Annotated in this window: 28 protein-coding genes and 1 tRNA gene; 19 read left to right on the plus strand and 10 right to left on the minus strand. The window is 56.5% G+C overall.

The features are described 5' to 3' along the window. Nucleotides 1-2 precede the first annotated feature (2 nt). Nucleotides 3-1,061, plus strand: a complete 1,059-nt coding sequence (locus tag E3E36_RS04585; RefSeq protein WP_167894144.1) for a hypothetical protein — start codon at nucleotides 3-5, stop codon at nucleotides 1,059-1,061. A 37-nt stretch (nucleotides 1,062-1,098) separates the two neighbouring features. Next, the gene (locus E3E36_RS04590) at nucleotides 1,099-1,398 is read left to right on the plus strand and encodes a DUF2103 domain-containing protein (protein WP_167894145.1); all 300 of its coding nucleotides are present in this window, start codon (nucleotides 1,099-1,101) and stop codon (nucleotides 1,396-1,398) included. On the opposite strand, the gene E3E36_RS04595 is transcribed toward E3E36_RS04590, so the two are convergent. Then, the gene (locus E3E36_RS04595) at nucleotides 1,395-2,030 is read right to left on the minus strand and encodes a hypothetical protein (RefSeq protein ID WP_167894783.1); all 636 of its coding nucleotides are present in this window, start codon (nucleotides 2,028-2,030) and stop codon (nucleotides 1,395-1,397) included. The two genes, E3E36_RS04590 and E3E36_RS04595, sit on opposite strands and share 4 nt — an antisense overlap. Nucleotides 2,031-2,129: 99 nt before the next feature. Between E3E36_RS04595 and E3E36_RS04600 the strand changes: the two genes are divergently transcribed. Both E3E36_RS04600 and E3E36_RS04605 read left to right on the plus strand, forming a co-directional pair. Further along, nucleotides 2,130-2,732, plus strand: coding sequence for a class I SAM-dependent methyltransferase (locus tag E3E36_RS04600; protein WP_167894146.1), 603 nt, complete (start codon nucleotides 2,130-2,132; stop codon nucleotides 2,730-2,732). A gap of 44 nt (nucleotides 2,733-2,776) precedes the next feature. Further along, nucleotides 2,777-2,854: transfer RNA gene (locus E3E36_RS04605), tRNA-Gly, on the plus strand. A gap of 125 nt (nucleotides 2,855-2,979) precedes the next feature. Here E3E36_RS04605 and E3E36_RS04610 read toward each other — a convergent pair. Further along, complete coding sequence (locus tag E3E36_RS04610; protein ID WP_167894147.1) at nucleotides 2,980-4,911, minus strand: helicase C-terminal domain-containing protein; 1,932 nt, start codon at nucleotides 4,909-4,911, stop codon at nucleotides 2,980-2,982. A gap of 49 nt (nucleotides 4,912-4,960) precedes the next feature. On the opposite strand from E3E36_RS04610, the gene E3E36_RS04615 reads away from it, so the two are divergent. Next, a complete protein-coding gene (locus tag E3E36_RS04615; RefSeq protein WP_167893434.1) occupies nucleotides 4,961-5,317 on the plus strand; it encodes a hypothetical protein in 357 nt (118 codons plus the stop codon). Here the strand turns inward: E3E36_RS04615 and E3E36_RS04620 are convergent. Together E3E36_RS04620 and E3E36_RS04625 are read right to left on the minus strand one after the other, a co-directional pair. Beyond that, a complete protein-coding gene (locus E3E36_RS04620) occupies nucleotides 5,307-6,008 on the minus strand; it encodes a hypothetical protein (protein WP_167894148.1) in 702 nt (233 codons plus the stop codon). The genes E3E36_RS04615 and E3E36_RS04620 overlap by 11 nt on opposite strands. Before the next feature lie 101 nt (nucleotides 6,009-6,109). Next, nucleotides 6,110-7,156 (minus strand): M42 family metallopeptidase, encoded by a 1,047-nt coding sequence (locus E3E36_RS04625; RefSeq protein WP_167894784.1) that lies wholly within the window; start codon nucleotides 7,154-7,156, stop codon nucleotides 6,110-6,112. A 122-nt stretch (nucleotides 7,157-7,278) separates the two neighbouring features. Between E3E36_RS04625 and sfsA the strand changes: the two genes are divergently transcribed. Genes sfsA through xerA form a run of 3 tightly spaced genes read left to right on the plus strand, consistent with a single transcriptional unit; the run spans nucleotide 7,279 to nucleotide 9,801 of the window. After that, nucleotides 7,279-8,004, plus strand: a complete 726-nt coding sequence (gene sfsA, locus E3E36_RS04630) for a DNA/RNA nuclease SfsA (RefSeq protein WP_167894149.1) — start codon at nucleotides 7,279-7,281, stop codon at nucleotides 8,002-8,004. A gap of 50 nt (nucleotides 8,005-8,054) precedes the next feature. Then, nucleotides 8,055-8,963: a toprim domain-containing protein gene (locus E3E36_RS04635; RefSeq protein ID WP_167894785.1), complete on the plus strand. Its 909-nt coding sequence runs from the start codon at nucleotides 8,055-8,057 to the stop codon at nucleotides 8,961-8,963. Further along, on the plus strand, nucleotides 8,956-9,801 hold the full coding sequence (gene xerA / locus E3E36_RS04640) for a site-specific tyrosine recombinase/integron integrase (RefSeq protein WP_167894150.1): 846 nt from the start codon (nucleotides 8,956-8,958) through the stop codon (nucleotides 9,799-9,801). Before E3E36_RS04635 ends, xerA begins: the two co-directional genes overlap by 8 nt. A gap of 31 nt (nucleotides 9,802-9,832) precedes the next feature. On the opposite strand, the gene pfkC is transcribed toward xerA, so the two are convergent. Both pfkC and E3E36_RS04650 read right to left on the minus strand, forming a co-directional pair. After that, nucleotides 9,833-11,212, minus strand: coding sequence for an ADP-specific phosphofructokinase (gene pfkC / locus E3E36_RS04645; protein WP_206203474.1), 1,380 nt, complete (start codon nucleotides 11,210-11,212; stop codon nucleotides 9,833-9,835). A 112-nt stretch (nucleotides 11,213-11,324) separates the two neighbouring features. After that, nucleotides 11,325-12,038: an aspartate/glutamate racemase family protein gene (locus tag E3E36_RS04650; protein ID WP_167894151.1), complete on the minus strand. Its 714-nt coding sequence runs from the start codon at nucleotides 12,036-12,038 to the stop codon at nucleotides 11,325-11,327. A 98-nt stretch (nucleotides 12,039-12,136) separates the two neighbouring features. Here E3E36_RS04650 and E3E36_RS04655 point away from each other — a divergent pair, with 98 nt between their 5' ends. From E3E36_RS04655 to E3E36_RS04695, 9 genes are all read left to right on the plus strand, one after another. Continuing rightward, nucleotides 12,137-12,745, plus strand: a complete 609-nt coding sequence (locus E3E36_RS04655) for a nitroreductase family protein (RefSeq protein ID WP_167894152.1) — start codon at nucleotides 12,137-12,139, stop codon at nucleotides 12,743-12,745. 40 nt (nucleotides 12,746-12,785) lie between these two features. Further along, the gene (locus E3E36_RS04660; protein WP_167894153.1) at nucleotides 12,786-13,112 is read left to right on the plus strand and encodes a hypothetical protein; all 327 of its coding nucleotides are present in this window, start codon (nucleotides 12,786-12,788) and stop codon (nucleotides 13,110-13,112) included. Nucleotides 13,113-13,116: 4 nt separating this feature from the next. Continuing rightward, entirely contained in the window at nucleotides 13,117-14,259 is a 1,143-nt protein-coding gene (gene thiI, locus E3E36_RS04665) for a tRNA uracil 4-sulfurtransferase ThiI (protein WP_167894154.1), read from the plus strand. Nucleotides 14,260-14,268: 9 nt separating this feature from the next. After that, complete coding sequence (locus tag E3E36_RS04670) at nucleotides 14,269-14,820, plus strand: DUF998 domain-containing protein (protein ID WP_167894155.1); 552 nt, start codon at nucleotides 14,269-14,271, stop codon at nucleotides 14,818-14,820. 41 nt (nucleotides 14,821-14,861) lie between these two features. Beyond that, nucleotides 14,862-15,452 carry a 7-cyano-7-deazaguanine synthase gene (locus tag E3E36_RS04675; protein ID WP_167894156.1) on the plus strand — a complete coding sequence of 197 codons (591 nt, stop codon included), beginning with the start codon at nucleotides 14,862-14,864 and terminating at the stop codon, nucleotides 15,450-15,452. 168 nt (nucleotides 15,453-15,620) lie between these two features. Next, nucleotides 15,621-16,436: a cysteine synthase family protein gene (locus E3E36_RS04680; RefSeq protein WP_167894157.1), complete on the plus strand. Its 816-nt coding sequence runs from the start codon at nucleotides 15,621-15,623 to the stop codon at nucleotides 16,434-16,436. Between the two features lie 4 nt (nucleotides 16,437-16,440). Further along, nucleotides 16,441-16,773, plus strand: coding sequence for a hypothetical protein (locus tag E3E36_RS04685; protein WP_167894158.1), 333 nt, complete (start codon nucleotides 16,441-16,443; stop codon nucleotides 16,771-16,773). A gap of 80 nt (nucleotides 16,774-16,853) precedes the next feature. Then, on the plus strand, nucleotides 16,854-17,555 hold the full coding sequence (locus E3E36_RS04690) for a DUF257 family protein (protein WP_167894159.1): 702 nt from the start codon (nucleotides 16,854-16,856) through the stop codon (nucleotides 17,553-17,555). 1 nt (nucleotide 17,556) lies between these two features. Beyond that, nucleotides 17,557-18,252 carry a DUF257 family protein gene (locus E3E36_RS04695; protein WP_167894160.1) on the plus strand — a complete coding sequence of 232 codons (696 nt, stop codon included), beginning with the start codon at nucleotides 17,557-17,559 and terminating at the stop codon, nucleotides 18,250-18,252. 51 nt (nucleotides 18,253-18,303) lie between these two features. Here the strand turns inward: E3E36_RS04695 and E3E36_RS04700 are convergent, their stop codons facing one another. The 4 genes from E3E36_RS04700 to E3E36_RS04715 form a co-directional block, all read right to left on the minus strand. After that, nucleotides 18,304-19,020: an acetate--CoA ligase family protein gene (locus tag E3E36_RS04700; protein WP_167894161.1), complete on the minus strand. Its 717-nt coding sequence runs from the start codon at nucleotides 19,018-19,020 to the stop codon at nucleotides 18,304-18,306. A gap of 26 nt (nucleotides 19,021-19,046) precedes the next feature. Further along, on the minus strand, nucleotides 19,047-20,465 hold the full coding sequence (locus tag E3E36_RS04705) for an acetate--CoA ligase family protein (RefSeq protein ID WP_167894162.1): 1,419 nt from the start codon (nucleotides 20,463-20,465) through the stop codon (nucleotides 19,047-19,049). A gap of 100 nt (nucleotides 20,466-20,565) precedes the next feature. Then, the gene (locus tag E3E36_RS04710; protein WP_167894163.1) at nucleotides 20,566-21,336 is read right to left on the minus strand and encodes a sugar phosphate isomerase/epimerase; all 771 of its coding nucleotides are present in this window, start codon (nucleotides 21,334-21,336) and stop codon (nucleotides 20,566-20,568) included. 1 nt (nucleotide 21,337) lies between these two features. Then, nucleotides 21,338-22,528, minus strand: a complete 1,191-nt coding sequence (locus tag E3E36_RS04715; protein ID WP_240911766.1) for a magnesium transporter — start codon at nucleotides 22,526-22,528, stop codon at nucleotides 21,338-21,340. Nucleotides 22,529-22,621: 93 nt separating this feature from the next. Between E3E36_RS04715 and E3E36_RS04720 the strand changes: the two genes are divergently transcribed. Beyond that, nucleotides 22,622-23,230, plus strand: a complete 609-nt coding sequence (locus E3E36_RS04720) for a potassium channel family protein (protein ID WP_167894164.1) — start codon at nucleotides 22,622-22,624, stop codon at nucleotides 23,228-23,230. Then, nucleotides 23,223-23,801 carry a potassium channel family protein gene (locus E3E36_RS04725; RefSeq protein ID WP_167894165.1) on the plus strand — a complete coding sequence of 193 codons (579 nt, stop codon included), beginning with the start codon at nucleotides 23,223-23,225 and terminating at the stop codon, nucleotides 23,799-23,801. Before E3E36_RS04720 ends, E3E36_RS04725 begins: the two co-directional genes overlap by 8 nt.

The following is a 23,801-nucleotide window of genomic DNA, read 5'->3' on the forward strand; positions in this document are numbered from 1 at the left end:
CTATGAGGAGGGCCATTGGACTGCTTTTCTTAGCCCTGGCAGTTCTCGCCCCTCTTCCTCAGGCTTCTGCAGGGTACAACGGGGCCGAAAGGCTGGAGTTTGATGTGGTCGTCATCTCAGGCGATTCAGCTATCCTTTCGGTGACTTACACAACGTACTCCCCCTCCATGAGCGGTTCGCTCGTCCCCACCGTCTGTTGTCTGAGCTTCAACTTCTACGCCAACTCCAGCGGGACATACCTAATAGACGAATCATGGGAGAAGCCAGTGGTTCACTGGTACAGGGGTTTCTACTACGTCTTCATCACCCCAACAATCGGAAACAACTCACTTGAAGTCTTCCGTCTGGGGGAGGACTGCTTTGAGAGGGTCACCACGATAAGGCCGGAGATTGAGGACTATCAGATGGACTTCGCCATCGCGATGCCCTACCTCGTGGTCAGGGTTGCGCCGTGGAAGCTCGTGGCGATAAACATCGCCAAGAACGTGACGGTCGATACGCTGGACCTGACCAGAGCGGAGAACGGAGCCTACTTCAAGGGCGTGACCATCGTTAAGGAGGGGAGCAGAACCCGCCTCGTCGGGGATAACCCGGAAAGTCCACCATCCCCCCTTAAGCCGGACCTGCGGGACGGAAACCTTATCGTAGCCCTGGGCAGGGGGAAGGTTTCCATACCCCTGGAAAGGCTCAGACCCTACCTCTGGAGCGAGGAGGAGGCGGAACATATCAGAGTCTACCCTCTGGAAAGCGGCATTTTGATGATCCCTCCCGATGTGATGCACTATTTCGCGCCCGATGCGAACTCCACCGGCGAGCTCCTCATCTTTGGGAACGAGAAAGTCCCTGTGCGTTCGATTTCAGCGGTTTACGTCATCCACTACAACGGGACTTTGAAGGCGTTCAAGCTTGGAGAGCCCGCGGGCAGCGGGTTCATTGTGAATGCCGAGAACGTGTCGTTCAGAGCCTGTCATCCCCCGGAGACGCATGAAGTCGCCTTCTGGACTGCCGTCATTCTCCTGGCCGTCATAGGGTTCGTGGGGTTCTTCGTGGTGAAGAAATGAGAGAAAACGCTAAAAAGCCCACCTAATATTCTCAAACATGCCGAAGCACTTCAAGAGGGGCGTCAAGAGGGAGCACCACTTTCTCAAGGGTATTGAGCGGCCGCTCGAAGAGATAGCCCAGATCCCAGGGGTTAAGAAGGTAATCCCTGGCAGGATTTACGCCAGCGATTCTAGGGGCTTCGAGATAAAGGTCTCGAGGGAAACGGCAACTGGTTTGAAGCTGATAGCCAAAAGCGACGGCTCCGTTCAGGACGTGTTTCTTGTGGTTGACAAAGCCGACAGAGAGAAGGTATGGAGGGAGATAGAGAGGCTCGCGGAGGAGTGGAAGAAGGACTAGAGTTCCCCTTTCCCCTCAAAGAACGCCTCCAGCTCCTCGTCGCTTACCTCAGTGTCAGCCTCAGTGTATCCAAGCTCCCTCTTCTGGAGTTCTATCAGGCCCGGCGTGAGCAGGAGCTTCCCATCGAGCTTTGGAACAGCGTAGTGGAGCGTTATCTCGCTGAACTCGTCGAGCTTTATCGTGGGGTTCAGCTCGTACTCTATCTCCTCAAGTCTCTTCCCCTCCGCTATCAGCTTCGCGACGATGGCCGAGCCATCTATCGAAAACTGCACGCTTCCTATGTGCCTGGCCCTGGCCCCCTCGATTTTGGACGTGATGAACTTCTTGGTCTTGCCCGTGAACTCGAAGTCCCCAAGGATTCCGCCGACCACTATCATCGTGTCCTCGTCAATGTCCTCCGGCTTCAGCTCCTCTTCTGCGAAGGGGTCGAGGATTATGAGCCTCGACCTGTCGAAGGGGAACTCAGTGACACTCTGCGGTATAACCCCGCCGAGCTTCGCCAGCTCTTCCCTCTCGTGGGGCTCTACGTTGGTGAAGATAAGCCTCTCTCCCCACCACTCGCTCGCGTGCCGGTACTCCAGCAGAACCCACTCCCTCAGCTCCTCAAGGTGCTCGATTATCAGGTACGGCATGAGCATCACCGGGGGAGCTTTAGGGTCCGGCCTTAAAAGCCTGCCGACTCCCCGTTTCTGTCCAGCAAGGGTTTTAACCACTGATTAAAATTCGAGGTCATGGGCTTCCGGGAGAAGTACGCGAGGCTCGGCGAGAGGTACGAGCGCATAGACGGGCCGCTTGAGAGGTTCTTCGACCCCCTGAGAAGGAAAGCGGCCGCCTTTGTTTCCGGAAAGGTTTTGGAGGTCGGTGTGGGGACGGGCTTGATGCTCCCCTACTATCCAAAGACCATTGAACTTCACGCGGTTGATGCAGTCCCGGAGATGGTGGAGGCTGCCAAGAAAAAGGCTAAGGAACTCGGCCTGAACGCCCACTTCTACGTCATGGACGCCGAGAACCTTGAATTCCCGAACGGGAGCTTCGACACGGTCGTCTCGACCTTCGTGTTCTGCACGGTCCCGAACCCGGAGAAGGCGATGAAAGAAATCCATCGCGTCCTGAGGCCGGGCGGGAGGGCGGTATTCCTCGAACACACAAAAAGCGACTGCAGGCTGATCAACTGGCTCTTCCTCAAGCCCCTTGACCTTCTCCTCGGGTGGCTAATAGAGGACAACACCCTCCGGGAAACCCACAGACTGGTGGGGAAGTACTTCAAGGTCGAGCATGAGGAGAGCCGCTACCACGGGATTGTAAGGCTTATTGTGGGGAGAAAGGAAGGATAAAACTTTTAAAGTCCGAGGATGCCTTATATTACGGGCTGGACAGCGCGGTGGTAGTCTAGCCTGGTCTAGGACACCGGCCTCCCAAGCCGGTAACCCGGGTTCAAATCCCGGCCACCGCACCAACACAAACTTTTGCTGGACAAAAGTTTGATCAAAAATTTGTAGCCCCTTCTCAAGTCGCTGGTTTCTGGTGTGTTTCTTAGGAGATAACTGGTTTAGAAAGTAGAACCTTCCCTAAAAACGTGGTTCAGCGCCCGTTCCCCCAGAACCGCCTCAGGTAGAGCCTCATCCTCGCGATGTCAACAGGTCTCATCGTCTCGCGCATCCAGTCCGGCAGATCCTTCTTTATCGAACCCCAGAGCAGGCGGTAGTCGAGGACTATTATAGACCCCCTCTCCTCCGCAGAGCGGTGCACCCTTCCCGCGGCCTGAACCAGCTTCCTGTGGGCCGGCAGATAGTATCCGTAGTACCTACCCTTTCCGGGAAACTTCCTCTCGAAGTATCTTACCTGAGCCTGAACCCTCGGTGTTGGCCTCGCGTAGGGTATCCCCACTAATATGACCCCATTCATCTCGTCACCGCTGTAGTCCTGTCCCTCGCTGTTTCTTCCACCCATGACGCCGAGCAGAACAGCACCGTTGGCCTTCGCGTGGGCCTTGAACCTGGCTATCATGGCGTCATTCTCCGCAGATGAGACACCCTGCTTCTCTATGAATATCGCCTTCCCAGCCTCCTCAAGGCGTACCTGAAGGTTGGCCGAGAGGAGGCCCTGCAGAACCTCATAAGACGCTGCAAAGACCCCCACGTTCTTGGGGATCATCTTTGCGGCCTCGACTATGTAGTCAACCATCTTCCTATAAACCTGGAGGGAGCGCTCCTCCCCCCTGGTGGAGACGTCTCTGGCAACTAAAACCTGCGCGTTCTCGCGCTTCACCATGCGCGGAAACTTCTTCAGTCGGGCGTTCTCGATGCCCATGACGTCGCGGAAGGCCTCAAGGGGAGTCAGCGTCCCGGACATGAAGATCGCGCCCTGGACGTTTCTGATGAAGCCCAATGCTTTGGAGGGGTCTAAAGCAACCAGCTCAAGGCTCAGCCCTTTGTCCCTGCTCATCAGGAAGAGGTAATCCTCCCTCCCAATGAGGGACAGCCAGAGGAGCAGAAACTCGCCAACGCGCCCAATGTAAGAGCGCGGCGGCTTGCCCTTCTCTATCCTGTCCTCCCTGATTGAATCCCCAACTGCCACCATGTCGTTGAGAATCCTGACCAGCCCCCTGGTATCAAGGCTCAGGATGTCGGTAACGTGCGCAAAGACGAGCTCCGGCTGGATGGGGGTCTCCTGAACCTCCCTGTCCTTGAGCTTCTCCTCGTAGAGGATCTCCAGTCCGCGCCCGAAGATGCTGAGGAAGTTGGCTATCTCATGCTCACGGTACTCGTCGGCCTCCTTTATTGCCCGATTCACCGTATGGATGCTTATCCTGTCGCTCAGGGCAGAAATGGCCTGGTCCGGCAAATTGTGGGCCTCGTCGAAAACGACTATCAGGTCAGAATAGTCGGCGTCTATCGAACTCATGAAGTTCTCCCTTATGGTAGGGTTGAGCAGGTAGAGGTAGCTGGCCACTATAACGTCGGCCTTCTCGGCCATCCTCTTCGTCAGATCGTAGGGGCACAGCTCAAGCGTCTCTGCGTGGCTCAGCACCTCAGCCGGATGGCTCGGGCTCTCAAGGAAGAACATGATGAGTTCATCAAACTCCGCCTTTTTCTTCTTCTCATTCTCGTAGAACTCGCACTTACCGAGCTTCTTGAGGTTCTTGCAGACGACCATCGCCGTGTAGGCATCGCTCGTGAACTGCGTGAGGTAGTTGTGGAGGCACAGTTCCCTCCTGCTCCTCAGCTCGACGCCTGAGACGGGGCTTTTCCTGCTTATCACCTTGAGCTCCTCTATAACGCGGTCCATCTGCCTGTGCGTCCTCGCGAGGTAGAGCACCTTGTAGCCCATCTCCTTCGCGTGGGGGAGCACCCCCGCAAGGACACTAACGGTCTTTCCAAAGCCCGTCGGGGCCTCGATTATGGCGTTCTCCCCGTTCCTCACCACTTCCGATACCAGGTCTATGAACTCCCTCTGGTTCGGCCGGAGGTGGTCGTAGGGAAAGTAGTCCGCTGTACCGCTGAGTTCGCTCATGGGAAAGAGTTTTAACTGCTCGCTTTTAACTTTTCCCCAGGTGAAAAAGGTGGAAAAGAGAGATCAGAGACTCATCGAGTACATTGCAGAGGCTGTTCTAGTTGGATGGCTCGGCTACCTTTTCCTGTACCAGAACTATCTCCTATACACCTGGCACCGCGGGCTTCCGCTGCCGTCCAAGTCCCCTTTCATTGTTGCGGGAATAGTCCTCGGGGCCCTGTTCTTCTGGTACGAGTGGTCCAGGCTCGAAAAGGAGTTTGAGAAGAAAGACCATGCCGTTTCCGAATCCACAGTCCCAGCCGTTTCGGGGGGTTCAGGCTCCGCGCCTTTGACGGACACGGAGGCGGGGGATGCGCTTGCTAACCAAAAACCCCCTTCAGAGAACGAAGAAAGCCTCATCCCATGACCTTTATCACGTACTCCCCGCTCACATCTATCCCACCAAAGTCGTCCCCGTCAACGTCCAGCACCCTTTTCTCGACCTCTATTATTGAACTTCCGGAGGCGGATTCGTACTCAACCCTCTTCACAATGTCGTCCTCGACCTGGACGGTGAACCTCTCGCCCCCGTTTTCTCCGATTATCCTGAAAGTCGGCCTGCCGAGGTTAAAACGGACGTACCTCACCGTGTGGGGCAGAAGTAAGGGGCTGAAGTTCCGTATTATGAAGTCCTTTTGGGAACCGAAGGCCCTGGGCGCTACTAGATGGTGGCTCTCGGCCATCCTCGAGACCGCAAGCGCCGAGTTCTCCGCAAGGAACTTCAGCTTCTTGCCCAGGCCCCTCTCGCCGGGGATGTCCGCGGAGACCCTAGCGGAGAGGCTGCCTTCATAAGCGGCGAATGAGAATATAAGCAGCCCCCGCCGGCCTTTCATGATGTAGGTTACGTGGGGCTCATTGGAGGCGGACTCCAGGACACCCTCAAACTCAAACCTGGTGAGAAACTTCCTGAAAGAAAGCCGGATCAGCACTTTTTTGCCCGATTTAGTGAACTCTGCCCTGTAGGGGAGTGCAGGGAACATGTTCTCCGGCTTCGCCGCAACGCCTATGAGCGCCTCCCAGCCGGCCCGAAATGGCACCTCTGCCGTCCTCGACTCCATGAAGCGCACCCTTGTACACTCTTCCCCAAGAAGTACCTTTCATGGATTTTTAAAGTTGGCGCCCCGGAGGGCACCAAGAGAACAGGACAAGAGAAGAAAAATCAGAGCCTAAGCTCCGGAATCTCCTCGAGAACCTTGACGGTCAGCTTCACAGCAGCGTCAACGTCGCGCTCGTCAACGACTTCCGTGTTCGAGTGGATGTAGCGCGCCGGGATGCTTATGCCGCCCGTCGGGACGCCGGCCTTGTTGAGGTGTATAGCTCCCGCGTCGGTTCCGCCGCCGAGGAGGATGTCCCACTGGTAGGGAATCTCGTGCTTCTTGGCAATCTCCTCCATCCAGCGGACGATGGTCGGGTGGCAGATGACGGAGCGGTCCATAATCTTTATGGCGACGCCCTTTCCGAGCTGGCTTATCTGCTTGTGCTCCGGCGTTCCCGGAACGTCGGCGGCGATGGTAACGTCAAGGGCGAAGCCGTAGTCCGGGTCGATGCCGAAGGCTGAGACCTTCGCCCCCCTGAGCCCGACCTCCTCCTGGACGGTGGCGACAAAGTAGACATCCGCGTCGGTCTCGGCCAGCTGTCTCGCCGCCTCGACGAGGATGTAAACGGCTATCCTGTCGTCGTGGGCGATGCTGACGAGGCGGTGCTTGCCGAGGCGCTCAAGCCTTCCGTCCCAGGTGATGACGGTGCCTATCTTGACGCCCATCTCCTCGGCTTCCTCCTTGCTCTCTGCACCGACGTCGATGAAGACCTGATCCCAGGTCGGGGCCTTGTTCCTCTGCTCCGGCTTCTGGATGTGCGGCGGGACGCTTCCGCCGACGCCGTAGATGTACTCGTTCGGGCCGACCCAGACTTTAAACCTCTGGGCTATAAGCGTCCTCGGGTCAACGCCTCCCACGGGGGCGACGCGGAGGAACCCGTTCTTCTCGATGTGGGTGACCATGAGGCCTATCTGGTCCATGTGGCCCGCGAGCATGACCTTCGGGCCCTTGCCTTTCTTGTGGGCTATGACGTTGCCGAGCTTGTCCACCCTGATTTCATCGACGTGTGGCTTGAAAGCCTCAATGACAACGTCCCTGATTCCCAGAAACTCGTAGCCGGTGACGCCCGGCGCCTCTACAATCCTCTTCAGCAGTTCAAAGTCAACCATTCCCATCACCTTCCGTTCAGATTTCCATCTGAATGTCCGGTGAAGAATATTTAAGGTTTTAGGTGAACCCGGGACTTCAGATGCCCTGAAAACGTTAAAAGATTCTGTTTCCAACACCCTCCATGACAAAGTCAGCACTGCTCAAGCTCAACGTCGTCCCGTGCACCTTCATCGAGAGGCTCAACCGCTTCGTTGCCCTCGTGGATGTGAACGGCGAGACCAGAAAAGCACTCGTAACCAACACAGGACGCCTGGAGGAGTTCATGGTTCCCGGGAGGAGGGCCTTCTGCACCCCGAAGAGGGGTGGAAAGACGGACTTCGTGCTGGTGGCCTTTGAAGACCTCGGGGGCAGGGGCGCCATAATAGACACGAGAACCCAGGCGAGGGCCTTTGAGAGGGCCGTCGAACTCGGTCTGGTACCCTGGCTCAGGGACTGCAGGATAGAGAGGAAGGAAGTAACCGTTGGGAAATCTCGCCTGGACTACCTTTTTGGGTGCCCAGGTGGAAAAATCTACGCCGAGATGAAGAGTGCCGTGCTTAGGGGTGGAGAGCGCGGGGAGTACGCCATGTACCCGGACTGCCCCAGCGTAAGGGGGCGAAGGCACATAAGGGAGCTCATAGAGCTTTCAAAAGCCGGGGAAAGGGCCATGATATTCTTCATAGGTGCGATGCCCGGCGTCGAGAGGTTTAGACCGTATTCTCAGGGTGACCCGGAGATAGCGAGACTGCTTGCTGAGGCTCAAAAGGCCGGCGTTGAAATCCACGCACTGAGCCTGGCCCTCCTTCCCGACGGGAGGATCGTTCTTGAAAGGCCGAGCCTGTACATCGAGCTGGAGGAGGATTTTTAAAGAAGCCGCCCTAGTTCCACAGGGGGTAACGACCCCGTGAGGTGATGGGAATGGCCATAGTAGACGTCAGGATCCTTGTTGAAGGCGCGAGCGACGTCGAGGTCGTAAGCAAGGCCCTCCAGGGGCTTGCCCTTGGAAGCGAGTACAACATAACGATATCCGCGATAATCCCGACGACCAACGTGGAAATAGCGAAGAGCGCCGCGGCCGGCGCAGACCTGCTCATCATAGCGACGGACGCCGACAGGGTCGGGCGGGACCTTGCCGAAAGGCTGTTCAGCGAGCTCGGTGAGATGGTCGGCCACGTTGAGAGGATGAAGCTCCCCCTCGGCCACGATCTGGAACACGTAGACGTCGAGCTCGTGAGGAAGGAGCTGAAGAACACCCTCGTAAGGGCGGGGCTGAAGAGCCTCCAGGTGTTGCCCGGATACATGGAACTGAGAAAGCAGCTGCTGGACGTCAAAGGGAAGCACGACACCCTGGCCCAGGAGTATGAAGAGCTCTACAGGGAGCACGAGGAGCTGAGGAGAAAGTACGAGGAACTCCAGGCGGAGTACGTCCGCATCCGGAACGAAAATGAGGGGCTGAAGGAGCTCCTTGAGAGGAAGAGCAGGCCCGTGAAGATTGAAGACGCATGGAAGGGACTCTTCCCGGCGGAGCCCGTCCCGGACGAAAGGATACTGGCCACAGCCGTCGAGAAGCTCGGGCTGACCGGAAGGGTGATAGTGGGGCAGGGATACATCTTTGCCGAGGAAGGGGAACTCATAGACGAGCTCCTCAAGACGGTCTACCTCAGCCTGGCCATCAGAGAGGAGCTCGATGAGGGGACAAAGAAACGTCAGGAGGGCTCGAAACCAGAAGCCCAGGAGACCGAAGAGCCCGGAGGCAACATAGTTGAGAACCCGGAGGTCAATCCGGACGAGATAGAGAGGCTTCTCAAGGGTATCGGAGATGAGTGAAGTAGGGGATATCATCGAGGAGTTCGAGACGTACCTCGACCTGGAGGGAAAAAGCCCAAACACGATCAGGATGTACTCATACTACGTCAGGCGCTATCTGGAGGGGGGCGGGAGCTTAAACGCCCGCTCCGCTTTGAGATTTCTGGCCCGCCTTAGAAGGGAAGGCTACTCAAACAGGAGTCTAAACCTGGTAGTCCAGGCCCTGAGGGCATACTTCCGCTTCGAGGGCCACGATGAGGAGGCGGAGAGGCTCAAACCTCCCAAAGTTCCGCGCAGTCTGCCGAAGGCCCTAACTAGGGAGGAGGTCAAGAGGCTCCTCTCAGTTATCCCCCCGACGAGGAAGCGCGACAGGCTCATCGTTCTCCTCCTCTACGGCGCTGGATTACGCGTCAGTGAACTGTGCAACCTCAAGAAGAGCGATGTTGACCTAGATAGAAACCTGATAGTGGTTAGGGGAGGCAAAGGGGCGAAGGACAGGGTCGTCCCGATTCCAGCTTTTCTGGGCAGAGCGATAAGGGAGTACCTCGAAGGCAGAAACGACGGGAGCGAGTACCTCATCGTAGAGGACCGCAGGAGGAACAAGGACAGGCTCTCGCCGAAGACTGTCTGGCACCTCCTCAAAAAGTATGGACAGAAAGCCGGTGTCGAGGTTACGCCCCACAAGCTCCGCCACAGCTTCGCGACTCACATGCTCGAAAACGGTGTGGACATAAGGGCCATCCAGGAGCTGCTCGGCCACTCAAACCTCTCGACGACCCAGATATACACGAAGGTTACAGTTGAACATCTGCGGAAGGCCCAGGAGAAGGCGAAACTCATAGAGGGGCTGATGGAATAGTCCGGTTTAATGGGAAATAAGGGGGTGAAAATCACAGCGCGCCCTTCTTCTTCAGCATCGCCAGGTAGCTCGTGAAAGCTCCCGCCGAAATTGTGTCGCCGAGGCCGACCGTCGAGACGGGGTTTTTGACGAGCCTCGTCGGTATTATGACTATCTTGTACTCCCTGGTTCTCAGGCGCCTCTTGGCCTCTTCGAAGCGCAGCTTGACGTACTCACCGCGCTCATTGTAGGGGACGCCCGTGCCCACCCGTACATCCGCAGGGCTCTTTATCTCACCAAGAGAGGCCCTGGTGGCTGCCAGTGTCGTTGCCAGCTCAAGGCTCTGTCTCAGCTCCCCCTCACTCAGGGGGTTGTCGGCGTGGGTGATGTACATGATGTAGTAGATGGTGTGTATCTGGAGCACCTCAAGGTTCATCTCGTCCACCAGAATCTTGCCGCCGAGGACAGTGTCCTCTATGCGGTTGTAGGTGAATATCCTCTCCGCGAGTTTTGAGTAGCCGAGGGCGTTGAGGACGTGCGCTATCTCCGCCTCGTCCATTCCCACGCTGTCAACGAGCGGGAAGAGGTTGTAGATGACTTTCTTTCTGAGCTCACGGTTCTGGATCGAGGCAAACTCAAGGTGAACCTTGACATCCCTCTCGCGCTTGAGGAGGAGAATGTCCTTCTTGGCTTCCTTCAGGTAGTGGTTCGCATCCCTCCCGTCGGAATAGCGGAGCTTTATCCCCTGGTAGCCCGAGAGGATGGCACCGTCAACGGCCTCGCCTATCTCCGGGAGGAACGGCTTCAGCTCTGGCTCGGTGTAGATTCTTATGCTCTCGAATCTCGCCGAAACGATGAACCTGCCCGAGAAGGGGACGGTTACAGTCTCGCTTCCAAGCTTGAATGTCGTTCCGGCGCGGAACTCGAATATCCTGTTGACCTTTACCGGGTCCCCCTCGCGGTAGGCCTCGCGCGGGTGCCTGAAGGTCAACCTCCCGCCCTCGACGACGGGATAGAAGAGATTTGGCCTGTCCACGAACATGAGGGCCTGCTTTTTGGCAAGGTGGGGAGTGTAAACTATCACACGGTTGAAGTCCAGGTTCGCGAGGAGGTTCGCGATTATGCCCGCCTGGCCGCCCATTCTCTCGACGTCGTATTCGAAGTGGGAGTCGAACCATTCGTGAAGCTCCTCGTTGACGAGGGGAACCGCCATAGGCTTGCCCGTTTTGAGGGCGTGGACTAGGCGGGCAACGAAGTCTAGGGGCTCGTTTATCTCTCTAGGATAGTCTTCCATTCTCCCCTCCACTGCTTCGGCTCCAAACTCGTCTATGAGCCTCTGAACCGTCTCTCCCTTCAGGTAAGTTATGGCATCAACGTTGGTGTTGTAAGCGGTGTACACCGAAAGCTTTCTCGCCTCGTCCAGGAGCCCCATATGTATCACCCTCAGTGACTAACATTTGGAGATGTGGTGCAGTTCTTAAAAGGGTTTCGTCTCCCGCGGGGAAAGAAGCCAAAAAAAGTTGTACCAGAAAGCGCCTACAGGCTCAGAACTCCACGAAGAGCCTGCCGAGCTCGGGTATCCTCTCCATCACGTCCATCTCGCGCAGGGCCAGCCACAGAGAGGCCTGGTTGCTCGTGACGACGGGGATGCCGAGGTCGTCCTCAAGGGGCTCTATTATCTCAAACGTCCGCAGGTTCGTACAGCTTATGAATATCGCATCTGCCTCGTCCATGAAGCTGGCCTTGGCCAAGCGGTAGGCCTCGTGGGGCTCAAGCTTTCCAATCTGGGTGTTGTCCTCTATACCCAGCCCCCTTATGTCAAGGACGTTGAAGTCATGGGCCTCCAAGAACTCCTTCTCACGGAGGTTTATCTCCTCCGTATAGGGGGTTATCACGAGTATATCCCTAGCATCGAGAACCTTGAGGGCCTCAACCACAGCCGTGCTGGTGCTCACGACGGGCACGTTGACCTCGTCCTCTATCCTCGCCTCAAGCTCCCTCTCGTAGTCCTTCCCACCTATGAAGGAGCCGCTGGTGCAGCCGTAGAGTATAAGCTCCACCCCGGCGTCCGCCAGAAGCCTTGCCGCTTCAACGGCGAGGGAGTTCATCTTTATCAGTTCGTCCTCGCTGACATTTTTAAGCGGAACCCTGGCCGTATGCAGGGAAACACCGTCCGGGAGAACCGAGTGGAGCTCCATCTCCATGGTCGTGTTTGATGAGGGCACGATAAGACCGAGCCTGCCCCTCCATCCGTACATATTCCCACCTCCCTTGAACTACTCCGGAGTTCTCTTAAACCTTTGGTTTCGGAAAGGCTGATTAACCCGCGGAAAAAACTGCCCACGGGGGTGATGGTGTGGAGCTGGACGATGCCATAATGAACAGAACGTCCGTAAGGCATTTCCTCGACAGGCAGGTTCCGGACGAGCATGTCCGGGCCCTTATAGAGGCCGCCATGCGGGCGCCGACGGCAAGCGGGCTTGAGAACTGGCTTTTTGTGGTTTTTCGGAGCGATGAGGCAAGGGACAAGATATACCGTCTCATAGGGGAGGGCATGGAGGCGTACTACCGGGCCGTCAACCTGCCGGAGGAGAAGATAGAAAAGCTCAGGGAAAGGATTTACAGGGACGGGATGTTCAGGGCCCCTGTTTACATAGCAGTCTTCATTGACAGGCGCGTCCGCTTCCTTAAGGGGGAGGAGTTCGACGAGCTGGAGTTCCTCTGGAGCGTCGAGAGCGCTGCCATGGCGATCCAGAACCTCATGCTGAAGGCAGTGGAGCTCGGCCTCGGGACGGTCTATATCGGGGTCACGAACTTTGAGGACATAGAGGAAGAGGTTCGCGAGCTCGCGGGCCTCGACGAAAACTACTACCTGGTGGGCCTGATTCCCGTCGGATATCCGAGGGGCGAGGTGAAGCCGCGGAAGAGGCGGAAAGGCCTCGAAGATGTAACCCGGTTCATCTAAACGTTTTTATTTTTCCCGCCCCATCTTATTTGGTGGAAAGATGATAGAGTTCGTTATCCTGCTGGGGGTCATTGGCGGCTGGATCATTGTGGCCTCAACGCTCTTCCTGATGCTTGCCCTCGGCCAGACCTGGGGGCTGGCGGGCATCCTCCTGCTCGTGGCATCGATCCAGATAAACAACACCCTGAAGAGGAGGTACATGAGCACGATCGTGAACGCCACCCCCAGGGCGAAGGCCATAGCGGCGCACATCTTCGAGATGAACGAGCTGATCCTGCTGTCCTCTTACATCGCCTCGCTGCTCCTCTACGAGGGCATCCAGAAGTACGTGGAGATAGTAATAAAGTTCCCCCATATGCCGGGGTGAGAGCATGAACGTCGTTATAGTCCGCTACGGCGAGATAGGTACGAAGTCCAGACAGACGCGGAGATGGTTCGAGAACATCCTCATGAACAACATCCGTGAGGCTCTGGTTAGCGAGGAGATCGGGTTCAAGAAGGTCGAGGCCAAACACGGCCGCGTTCTCGTCAGGACTAACAAGGCAAATGAAGCCGTTGAAGTCCTCACGAGGGTTTTCGGAATAGTCTCCCTCTCGCCCGCAATGGAAGTCGAGGCCGAAATGGAGAAAATAAACAAAACCGCCCTCAAGCTCTTCAGGAAGAAGAAGCGCGAGCTTGGCCTCGAAAAGCCTAGCTTCCGCGTTACCGCGAGAAGGATAACCAAGGAGTTCCCGCTCAAGAGCCCTGAGATACAGGCGAAGGTCGGGGAATACATCCTTGAGAACGAGGAAAGCAGGGTTGACCTGCACGAGTACGACATCGAGGTCGGTGTCGAGTTGATGGAGGGAAAGGCCTACATTTACGTGGACAAGGTGAGGGCCTGGGGAGGCCTGCCGATAGGGACGCAGGGAAAAGTGGTCGCACTGCTCAGCGGCGGCATAGACTCGCCGGTGGCGGCTTTCCTCATGATGAAGAGGGGCGTTGAGGTCATCCCAGTCCACATCTACATGGGCGAGCAGACCCTTGAGAAAGTGCGCAGGATATGGAACCAGCTCAAGAAGTACCACTACGGCGGAAAGGGCGAGCTGATAGTGGTTAAGCCCAAGGAGCGCGAGAGAATTATTCAAAAGCTCAAGGAGCTGAAGAAAGACAAGTATACCTGCGTCTTCTGCAAGTACATGATGGTGAGGAACGCTGACAGGATTGCGAGGGAGTTTGGGGCGAAGGGGATAGTCATGGGCGACTCCCTCGGCCAGGTCGCCAGCCAGACGCTTGAGAACATGTACATCGTCAGCCAGGCGAGCGATTTACCGATTTACAGGCCGCTCATCGGCATGGACAAAGAGGAGATAGTGGGAATAGCGAAAAAGATAGGCACATTTGAGCTGTCAACTCTCCCCGAAGACGAGATACCCTTCATCCCCAAGCACCCCGTCATAAGGGGCTCCTGGGAGGAATTCCGGAAGCTCTACAGAGCCATCTTTGGGGAGGAGCCAAGAAAAAAAGAGTGCTGAGGTGATAAAATGGACCTCACTAAGCTCTCCGCACGCCTGTCTCTCGCCCTGCCTCTGATATTCGTGATGGGTCTGCTGCTGGTGATGAGCCGGAACCCGTGGTTCTCCTTCACGGGGAACGCCCTCAGCGACATGGGTTCGATAAGGAACCCGGTAAACTACTACTTCAACGGCTTCCTGATGGCCTTCGCGGCCGTGGGCTTTATCGCGGCGGCCGGTGCCTTTAGAAACGGCCTGAGCTACCTGATGCCGCTCGCGATGGTATTCCTGTTCCTCGTGGGAGTCTTCCCGGAGGAGTACGCGCCCCATGCACCGTCAGCAGTACTCTTCTACGTCCTCGCACTGGCGGACATAGCCATCATCGGAATAAAACTCGGCCGTTCGGGTGCCTCTGTCGGCTACATCTGGTCCATCCTGGCCGTCTTTACGTTCGGCCTGATGCTATACCTCGTTAAGGCGAGAGTTTTCAAAGGGCTGGCGATCCCGGAGCTTGTAGGGGCTTCCACGATACTGGCGTGGTTCGTCTACGTGGGGATGCTCCAGCTCCGTTCCCAACCTTAAGTTGAGAAAAGCTTCATATATTCTCCCCCGTTTCCCCAACCATGAAGGCCGTCGCACTCCTCAGTTCTGGCATCGACTCACCGGTCGCGGTATACCTCATGCTCAGAAAGGGGCTGGAGGTAACACCGGTCCACTTCAGGCAGAGCTCCAGAAAGGAATCCAAGGCAATTGAGCTCTATGAGATTCTTAAGCGCTACGGGAAACTCAACGAGCCGGTAATAGTTGACGCCTACGAGGAGCAGGCGCCGGTCTTTTCAAAGCTGGCCGAGATTGGAAAGGCCAAATGGACATGCCTCTTCTGCAAGTGGACGATGGTGCGGAGGGCGTGCAGGGTTGGCCGTGAGATAGGCGCAAGGGCTATAGTAACCGGCGACTCCCTCGGTCAAGTCGCCAGCCAGACCCTCGACAACCTGATGATAATAAGCTCCGCCAGTGATCTACCAGTCATGAGGCCGCTCATAGGGATGGACAAGGAGGAGATAGTGAGGATCGCGAAGGAGATAGGGACGTTTGAGGTGAGCATCGAGCCAGAGGAGCCCTGTCCCTTCGTACCGAGGCATCCGGTGGTCAGAGGCTCTTTAGGGGAGTTCCTGAGGATAAAGGCAAAACTGGCGGAGGAAGGCCTTCTCTGATTCCTGGAGTACTCACTTTTGTGTATAACTGTTCGTTTACGGAAAGCTTTTAAGGTCTTCCACCGAGCCCAACCCGGTGATTGCAAATGAATGTGTTTAACAGCACCCTGGAGCTTTACGAGAGGTACAAGCCGACCCCCCTGGTCAGGCTCTCGGCCGAGAGGGGGGATGTATTTTGCCAAGCTAGAGTTCTTTAACCCCTTCAGCAGGAGCATCAAGGACAGAGCTGTTTTTAACATGCTTATGAAGGCCCAAGAGCGCGGGGACATCAACGGCACGGCCCTTTTTGAAGCCACGTCCGGCAATGTGGGCATCTCTATGGCGGCACTCAGCAACGTCTTTGGGGTGAAGTTCAGGGCGTACCTGCCCAAACCGACGCCCAAAGCGACGCAGGTTCTCCTGAGGGTTCTTGGTGCAGAGGTCGTCATGACCGAGTTTGAGACAATAGACCCCTCTATGGTTCGCTACGTCCAGGAAGAGGCCAGGAAGGCAGGAGCCGTGAACCTGAACCAGTTCGAAAACGACGACAACTTCGACGCCCACTACCGCTTCACTGCAAGGGAGATAGACGAGCAGCTGAAGAGCATAGGCAGAACCCCCGACATCATCATAGCCGGCATAGGGACGTCCGGACACATAGCCGGGCTCGCCAAGTACTTCAAGGAGCGCTACGACACCAAGGTAGTCGGCGTTGTCCCTGCGAAGGGCGAGAAGATCCCCGGAATCAAGCGCCTTGAGACGAGGCCCAAGTGGTACTTTGAGGTCGAGGTGGACAGGGTCGTGGAGGTAACGAGGAAGGAGGCCGTGGAGGGCGCCGTCCGTGTCGCCAGGAGCGACGGCCTGCTCATAGGTCTGAGCTCAGGGGCAGTTGTAAAGGCCTACGAGGAGGTCTCTGGAGAGTTTGGAGAGGGTACCTACGTCCTGGTCTTCCCGGACGACGGGTTTAAATACGTGGAGGTCTTTGAGAGCTACCTGGGGATGTGATGCCATGAAGCCCCTCCGGCTCGCCACCTTCCTTCTTTCCATAAACGGGCTCATGCTCCTCTACTACGCCTACTCCTGGAGCTCAGCGGTGTACCTTACCTTCGCCCTGCTGAGCCTCGTCCTGGCCTACGGGGTCAGAAGGGAAAACAGGACGGCCATCAAGGCGGCGCTCATCTATTCCGGGGCAAGCTTCTTCCTCGCCCTGCTTTTCCTCATCGCAGGGAACCTCTACTCTGCGGTGGATACAGCGGTGAACTTCTTCATACTGCACGACATCCTGGACTACATAAAGGAAGCCGCCGGCCCGGAAGAGGGGACTGAAAGGGAGAACGGTTAACCCTGACGTAGATTCAGGGTTATTTTGGCCAACAGAACGGTTTTAAGGTTGAATATCGAAAATGCCATGGGGGGTTGAAGATGCATGAACTCATTGAGAGCCTTGTGTTCGATTACGCTGACATGATACGGCCGGGGGAGCTCGTCCTTGTCGAGTACACCTCTAGGGAGCCCGTGTATCTGCTCTTTCAAATCATCACAGAGTACGCGAGAAGCAGGAACGTGCCCCTCATCGTGGTGGACATCCTCGACGGTCTCCATGTCATGAAGAGCCAGCTCAGGTTCGCCGGGATTGACACGTCTCCCATCGATGAAATTCCTGTTCTCAAGGTCGGGGGGAAAGTTGACACCGGCAGGGTGTTCTCAAAGGTGGAGGAGACGGCCGAGATTGCAGTATTCAAAAGGCAGTTCATGAACGCACTCAAGAGGATACGCGAGGAGTTCGGTGACATCCCGTTCATACGGATCGTCGTTGGAACCTCTGAACTGCTCCAGCTGCTTGAGAGGGATCCCCCTAAGATGGAGGAGTTCTTCGCGGGCCTTATCCGCCCCCTCGTCGGGAACCCCTACACCAGGGGCGTGGTCTTCATAAACCGAAAGAGGGTCTGCAGCAGGGGACTGAAAGAGGCCGAGGAGATATCAACCCGCGTGCTAGAAACTAGGGCAGAGTGCGGCAAGCTCACGATAAGGGTTGTTAAGTCCATATACTTCGAAGAGTACAAGGCGGAGGTTCAGCTCGATCCGTGCACGCTCCGGGAGCGCCTGGCATCGGGAGGTGAGTGATTTGGTCATAAAGAGAAGCGTGCCTGAAGCCGTTGAGAGCATCAGGGGCATCGAACCGGGGGAGGCCGTCGTCGTGGAGTACACCTCTCGCGACCCGGTTCACCTGGCGGTTTCACTGCCCCTCATGATGGCAGAAGGGGGAGTGAAGGTCGTTGTCAACGACGTCCTGGACCAGCTCCACGTAATCCGCGCCCACCTGAGGATACTCGGAATCCGGACAGACTGGATGGACAGTCTGCCTGTCATCAAGTTCGGAGGAACGCTACCCGTTGGAAACGTCATCAAGAGGATAAGCATACTGAAACCCGCCCCCGTCTGGAGCAGGGAGTACGAGAACACACTGGCCAGTATCCCCGGATTGAAGCTGATAGTAACGCTGGGCATTGAGAAGATGATAAACGTCAGATCCGACCTCCCGGCATCAACAGTGTGCCGCACGACAGGCGCCTCCTCCCTCGGGGCGGAGGACAAGATAAAGGTGACTTTCGTCAACAAGGATCTCCTGGGTGAGAGCACCCTGGAAGACATAAGGGAGCTGGCAACCAGGGTGTTCCGGCTGGAGTTCCAGGACGCAAGGCTGATCTTGGAGGTCATAAAATCCCCGTACATGAAGAACTACGGAAAAAGGTTCTCCGTAGAAGCTGAGGACCTCGTAAAATACCTACAGGCCGCCGCCGGTGATTACCTCCCCAGGTAGCCGGCCCGGCCGGTGCTTCTTTTTCAGATGAAGGTGAAAAGAGAAAAGCCCTCACTGGGGCGCCTTTACGATTATCCTTGCGTCGACTATGACGGCTCCCTCGCCCTCGTTGTACACGAAGACGGGGTTGAGATCCATCTCCTTGATGTAGTCCCTGAGGTCGTCAACGAGCTCGCTGACCTTGAGGAGGAGGTTCACTATCGCGTCTATGTCCGCCGGCTCCTCACCGCGCGCTCCCGCTAAAATCGGGTAGCTCTTTATCTCCTGAATCATCTTCCTGGCGTCGCGCTCGGTTATCGGAATTATGCGGAAGGTAACGTCCTTGAGAACTTCGACGAAGATGCCGCCGAGGCCGAACATAAGTGCATGTCCAAACTGCGGGTCTTCCGTAACTCCGATGATTACCTCCCTGCCGACCTTGAGCATCGGGGCTATGAGGACACCGAGTATCTCGGCGTCTGGGCGGTATTTGCGCGCGTTCTCGTGGATAAGCTCCCACTTCTCCTTGAGCTCTTCCGGTGTCTTTATGTTGAGGAGAACCACCTTGGCGTCGCTCTTGTGGAGAATCTGCGGCGACATGAGCTTCATTGCAACAGGGTAGCCGATCTCCTCGGCGTACCGGAGGGCTTCATCAAGCGTCTTTGCGAGCTTCTCCTCCGGAACCGGGAGGCCGTACGCTCTGAGAACCTGCTTTGCCTCGTACTCCACAAGGGCCGTCCTCCCAGAGGCCAGAACTTCCTTAATAACTTTGAGGGCTTCCTCCTTCATGGTACCACCACCGAAAAGTTAAGGGGCTAGGCGCCCCTCCTGAGGTATTCAGCATACCTGACGAGGCCCGCCAAAGCGCGGACACCCCTTTCAGGGGTCGGGTAAACGGGAACGCCCCTCTCCTCAAGGATGCGGGCGTAGTGATCGGTCTTCTTGCCGCCCATGGCGACGGCAACTATCGGCTTGTCGCTCTTCTTCTGGTACTCGGCGAGGATGTCGATAATCTTCTCCTCTTCAAGGAGCGGAACCTGGAAGAGGACTATGACGAGGATTGCATCAACGTTCGGGTCGTTCACGAAGCCCTCGATGGCTATCCTGTACCTCTCGGCGTCGGTGTCGCCGACAACGTCGGTCGGGTTGCCAGGAACCGCGTGCGGCGGGAAGTTCTCCCTGAGGAACTTGATGGTATCCTCGCTGAGATCGGCCATTTTGAGTCCGAACTTGGCAACAGCGTCACTCGCCATGACGCCAGCGCCGCCACCGTCGGTGATTATTCCTATCCTGTCACCCCTCGGCAGCTTGTCCTTGAGGGCGGCAAAGGCCTTGGCGAGGTCGAACATGTGCTCGAAGTCCTCGGCGCGGATTATTCCGGTCTGCTTGAAGACGGCGTCGTAAATCGTGTCCGCCCCAGCGAGTGAACCGGTGTGGCTCGATGCGGCCTTAGCGCCGTACTCCGTCCTTCCGCTCTTGAGGGCTATGACCGGCTTGACCAGGGTTATCCTCCTGGCGGCCTCTATGAACTTCCTCCCGTCCTTGACGCCCTCAATGTAGAATGTGACGACTTTTATCGAGTCGTCGTGGATGAAGTAATCCATGAGATCTGCGTCGTCAACGTCGAGCTTGTTGCCATAGCTGACCATCTTGCCTATCCCGATGTCTGCCATCGCTGCCCAGTCGAGCATCGCAGCTGCAAAGGCACCGCTCTGGCTGACGAAGGCTATCGGCCCGCTCTTGGGCCTGTCCATCTTGTTCTCCGGCAGGAAGACGGTGTCAACGCCGGTGTCAGGGACGTAAACACCGACGCAGTTGGGACCGATGACCCTTATGCCGTTCTCCCTCGCTATCTCAAGTATCTCGCGCTCCAGCTTCTTCCCTTCCTCACCGAGCTCACCGAAGCCACCGGTGATGATGATGACGGACTTTATTCCCTTCTTCGCTATCTGCCTCATTGTATCTGGAACGAACGGGGCCGGAATCGAGATGACCGCCAGATCAGTGTCCTCAGGGAGCTCCTCAACGCTCTTGTAGACCCTATAACCGTCAATCTCGTCGAGCTTGGGGTTCACAGGGTAGATGTTGCCCTTGAAGATCCCGCGCTCCCTGTTCATCCTGAAGTTCTCAAAGATGACGTTCCCGACCTTACCCTTTTTGTTGGTTGCACCGATGATAGCGACCGCCTTGGGGTTAAAAAAAGGCCTCATTTCCTCCACTATCCTTTCCGCCATTGGTATCCCTCCGCCAGAAACTGTTTCTCGCAGAAAGTTCATTCCGGATGTATAAAAGAGTTGCGTTTTGTAAAAACTGGACGCCAATGGACTGAAAAGTTCACCAGTGTAAGTTTTTCAAAAATTCGAGGCTTTTCCTGGCAGATTCCACCGACCTGACCTCCAGGGCCATAGCCACACCGGACAGCTTGGGAAGAACCTCTCCCCACGGCACTGTGCCCTCCCCGAGGGCCAGGTGCTCGTCAGCCGCTCCGGAGTTGTCGTGGAGATGCACGTGCACTATCCTGTCCCGAAACATCCGGAGAAAGCCATCAAAACCGCCCCCCGCGGTGTTCAGGTGGCCGAGGTCAAAGGTCACGCCCACCTCCAGCCCGTCCACCAGCTCAAGCAGTCTTCCGGCGGTCTGGGCGTCCAGTATCGGAAAGCGGGGCATGTTCTCCACGCCCACGGCGACACCGTACTCCACGCCCCATTCAGCTACCCTCCGGAGGGACCGCCTGTGAATGTCGAGGTACCTCTCCCTGTTCCTGATACTGACCGGGGAGCAGTGGCCGGGATGGACTGTAACAGACACCGCATCGAGCTCTGCGGCGAGCCGGACGGTCTCACGTATTATTTCCAGAGACGCCCTCCTTATCCTGTCATTGAAGGACGCGATGTTGATGTCGCTGAAGGGCGCATGGACGGTGATCTTCATCCCGTACGAGTCCGCCACCTCCCTGAACGAGTTCACGGTCTCCCCCGTCAGGTAGTGGGGCCACTCGCTCACCACTTCTATGAAATCGAACCCGAGCCTCTTGGCCCGCTCCACCCACCGCTCAAAGCCCTTAAGGCTCCCCTCACCGTACGCCGTCATGGATAGGCCGAGCATATCAACCCACCATCATCTTCGCTATTATGACGACGTAAATCGTCCCGAATATATCGCTGTTGTTCGAGATGAGAGGGATGGCCACGCTGTCGGGGTCTATGTCCCTCTGGAAGAGGAAGTAAGAGATCGTGTAGGAGTACAGCATTATAAAGAGCACCATGAGGGGGTAGCTAATAACGAGCGGATAAAAGGGGCCGATTCGGACGCCCGCTACCAGGTACGCTATAACAGCGCCGAAAACGTTTATCAGGACGCCCACGATGGGCGCAGTCAGGAGGAGAGATGCCATCTCCATGAACGGCTCCTTCGAGAGGTAGCCCTCCACCTCACCGAGGTGGAGCGCTGTTGAAGTCTTCGCCGCTATTATTGAGCCGTAGTTCCCGAAGGAGCTCAGGATAGAGGGGTACGCAAACCCGAGGAGTACAGAGGCGCTTATAAGTCCGCTGAAGCGCTGGAGGGTGAAGCCAGAGACCAGGGAAAGAAGGGCCAGGGCAGTCACAGTCGTGAAGAGCTCCCGGAACTCCAGAACCTCCGCCTTTCTCACCCTGGAGACCATGATCAGAAGGAGAAACACCGCAATCAGGGCCGCATTTCCAAGCCAGAACGCCCTCCTCGAGGCCTCTATCAGGAGGATGAAGGATATGAGGGAAGGTATAGTCAGCAGGTCTCCAACAGAGGCCACAAGGGGCGCGGCCATGCTGTCCGGGTCAACGTCCCTCCTGAACGCGAATATCGTCACAAAGCCTGTGAAGTAGCCGAGGATGATTGACACCAGGATGGTCGAACTGACGACTATGAGGAGGATGTCAAGGGCGTGGTACCTTATCCCCTGTATCACGCCAACGGCCCACAGGACGGTCACGGGAATCAGGGAGAGCATCATCGCGATAACTATGTTCTTCAGAACCTTTTTCTCTCTCAGGGACGGCTCAAGGTCACCGAGGTACAGCATCGTGGAGAAGCGGGACGCCATCGAGCCGAAGACGTTTCCGCGCAGGCCCATCATACCCGGAAGGATTATCAGGAGCCCTGGATACTCCCGGCTGATCTTGTCCAGGTACTTACCCAGAAACGTGCCGCCGAAGAACCCTATGACCAGTGAAATGACCAGCGACGGCAGCGAAACCCTGTAGGCGTGCTTCACCCGCCCCATGAATTCCTGAACCGTCACTGCCATCACTCTCCATGCCATTCACCCCACAAACGTTCGCTCCGGTGGTATTAAACTTTTCGAGGCCGAAAACTAAATAAGATTTCCCATCCTTCTCCCATCGGTGAGAGCTGGGTGGAAGTGTGGGACGAAATCGAGGTTCCAAAAAACGTCAAGGACATTTTTGTTGAAATGAAGAACACCGCAGAGCTGATGGTTGACCTCGCGTACTCCTCAGTGCTCTTTCAGGAGAAAGAAATCGCTGAGGAGGTTCTTGAACTTGAGGAGTACTTGGACCTGCTCAACTACCACCTCATGGTTCACGCGGTTCTCGCGGCGAGGAAACCCAAGGAGGCGGAGCAGATAACGTCCATCCTCCACATGGCGCACGCCATAGACGACATGTCCAACGCGGCCGCTGACCTGGCGAAGATGGTTCTTGAGGATGTGGAGCTCCACCCAGTGATAACTGAGGCCATCCTCGGCAGCGAGGAAATAATAGGTAAAATCTACGTCTCGGCGGACTCACTGCTCGTCGGCAGGACTCTTGAGGAGCTCGATCTCGCAACCAACACCGGCGTGTGGATAATAGCCGTGAGGCGGGGCAAGAGGTGGATCTTCGACCCCGACGGGGACTTCAAGATATTCCCCGGCGACATACTCATCGGGAGGGGTACCAACACCTCGATAGACTACCTCAAGGAGGTAGCCAGGGGCAACATAAAGGTGATGGGCAATGAGTGAGCTTGAGAAAATCAGGGAGTGCCTCATCGAGATGAAGGACCTCTCATCCCTCATGGTCGACCTCGCCTTCTCGTCCGTCATGTACAACAGCGAGGACATAGCCGAGGAGGTCTACCTTCTCGAAGAACGCATGGATGAGCTCACACTCAAGGTCAAAAGGCTCGCCCTAAGGCTCGCCAAGAGGGAGGCCGACCCCGAAAAGCTCCTTAGTGTGATAGACATGGCAGAGATAAACGAGCAGATAAGCGACGCGGCATACAAGATATCTGACCTCGTCCTCCGCGACGTTGAACCCCACCCGATAATCAGGAAGATAATGGAGGACACCGAAGAGGAGCTCGGCAGGGTAACCGTCAGGAAGGGCTCCATCCTCCACGGCAAGACCCTCGAACAGCTCAAGCTCCCGAGCAAGATTGGAACGAGGATACTGGCAATAAAGCGCGGAACACGGTACATCTACAACCCCGGCAGGAATGACACAATACAGGAGGGCGACGTGCTTATAGCTGTCGGCTCCGACCTCGACAGGCTGAGGAAGCTTGCCGGTGAGGAAGTGGAGGAAGAGGAATAA

This window comes from Thermococcus sp. M36 (assembly GCF_012027355.1).
GTDB lineage: Archaea > Methanobacteriota_B > Thermococci > Thermococcales > Thermococcaceae > Thermococcus.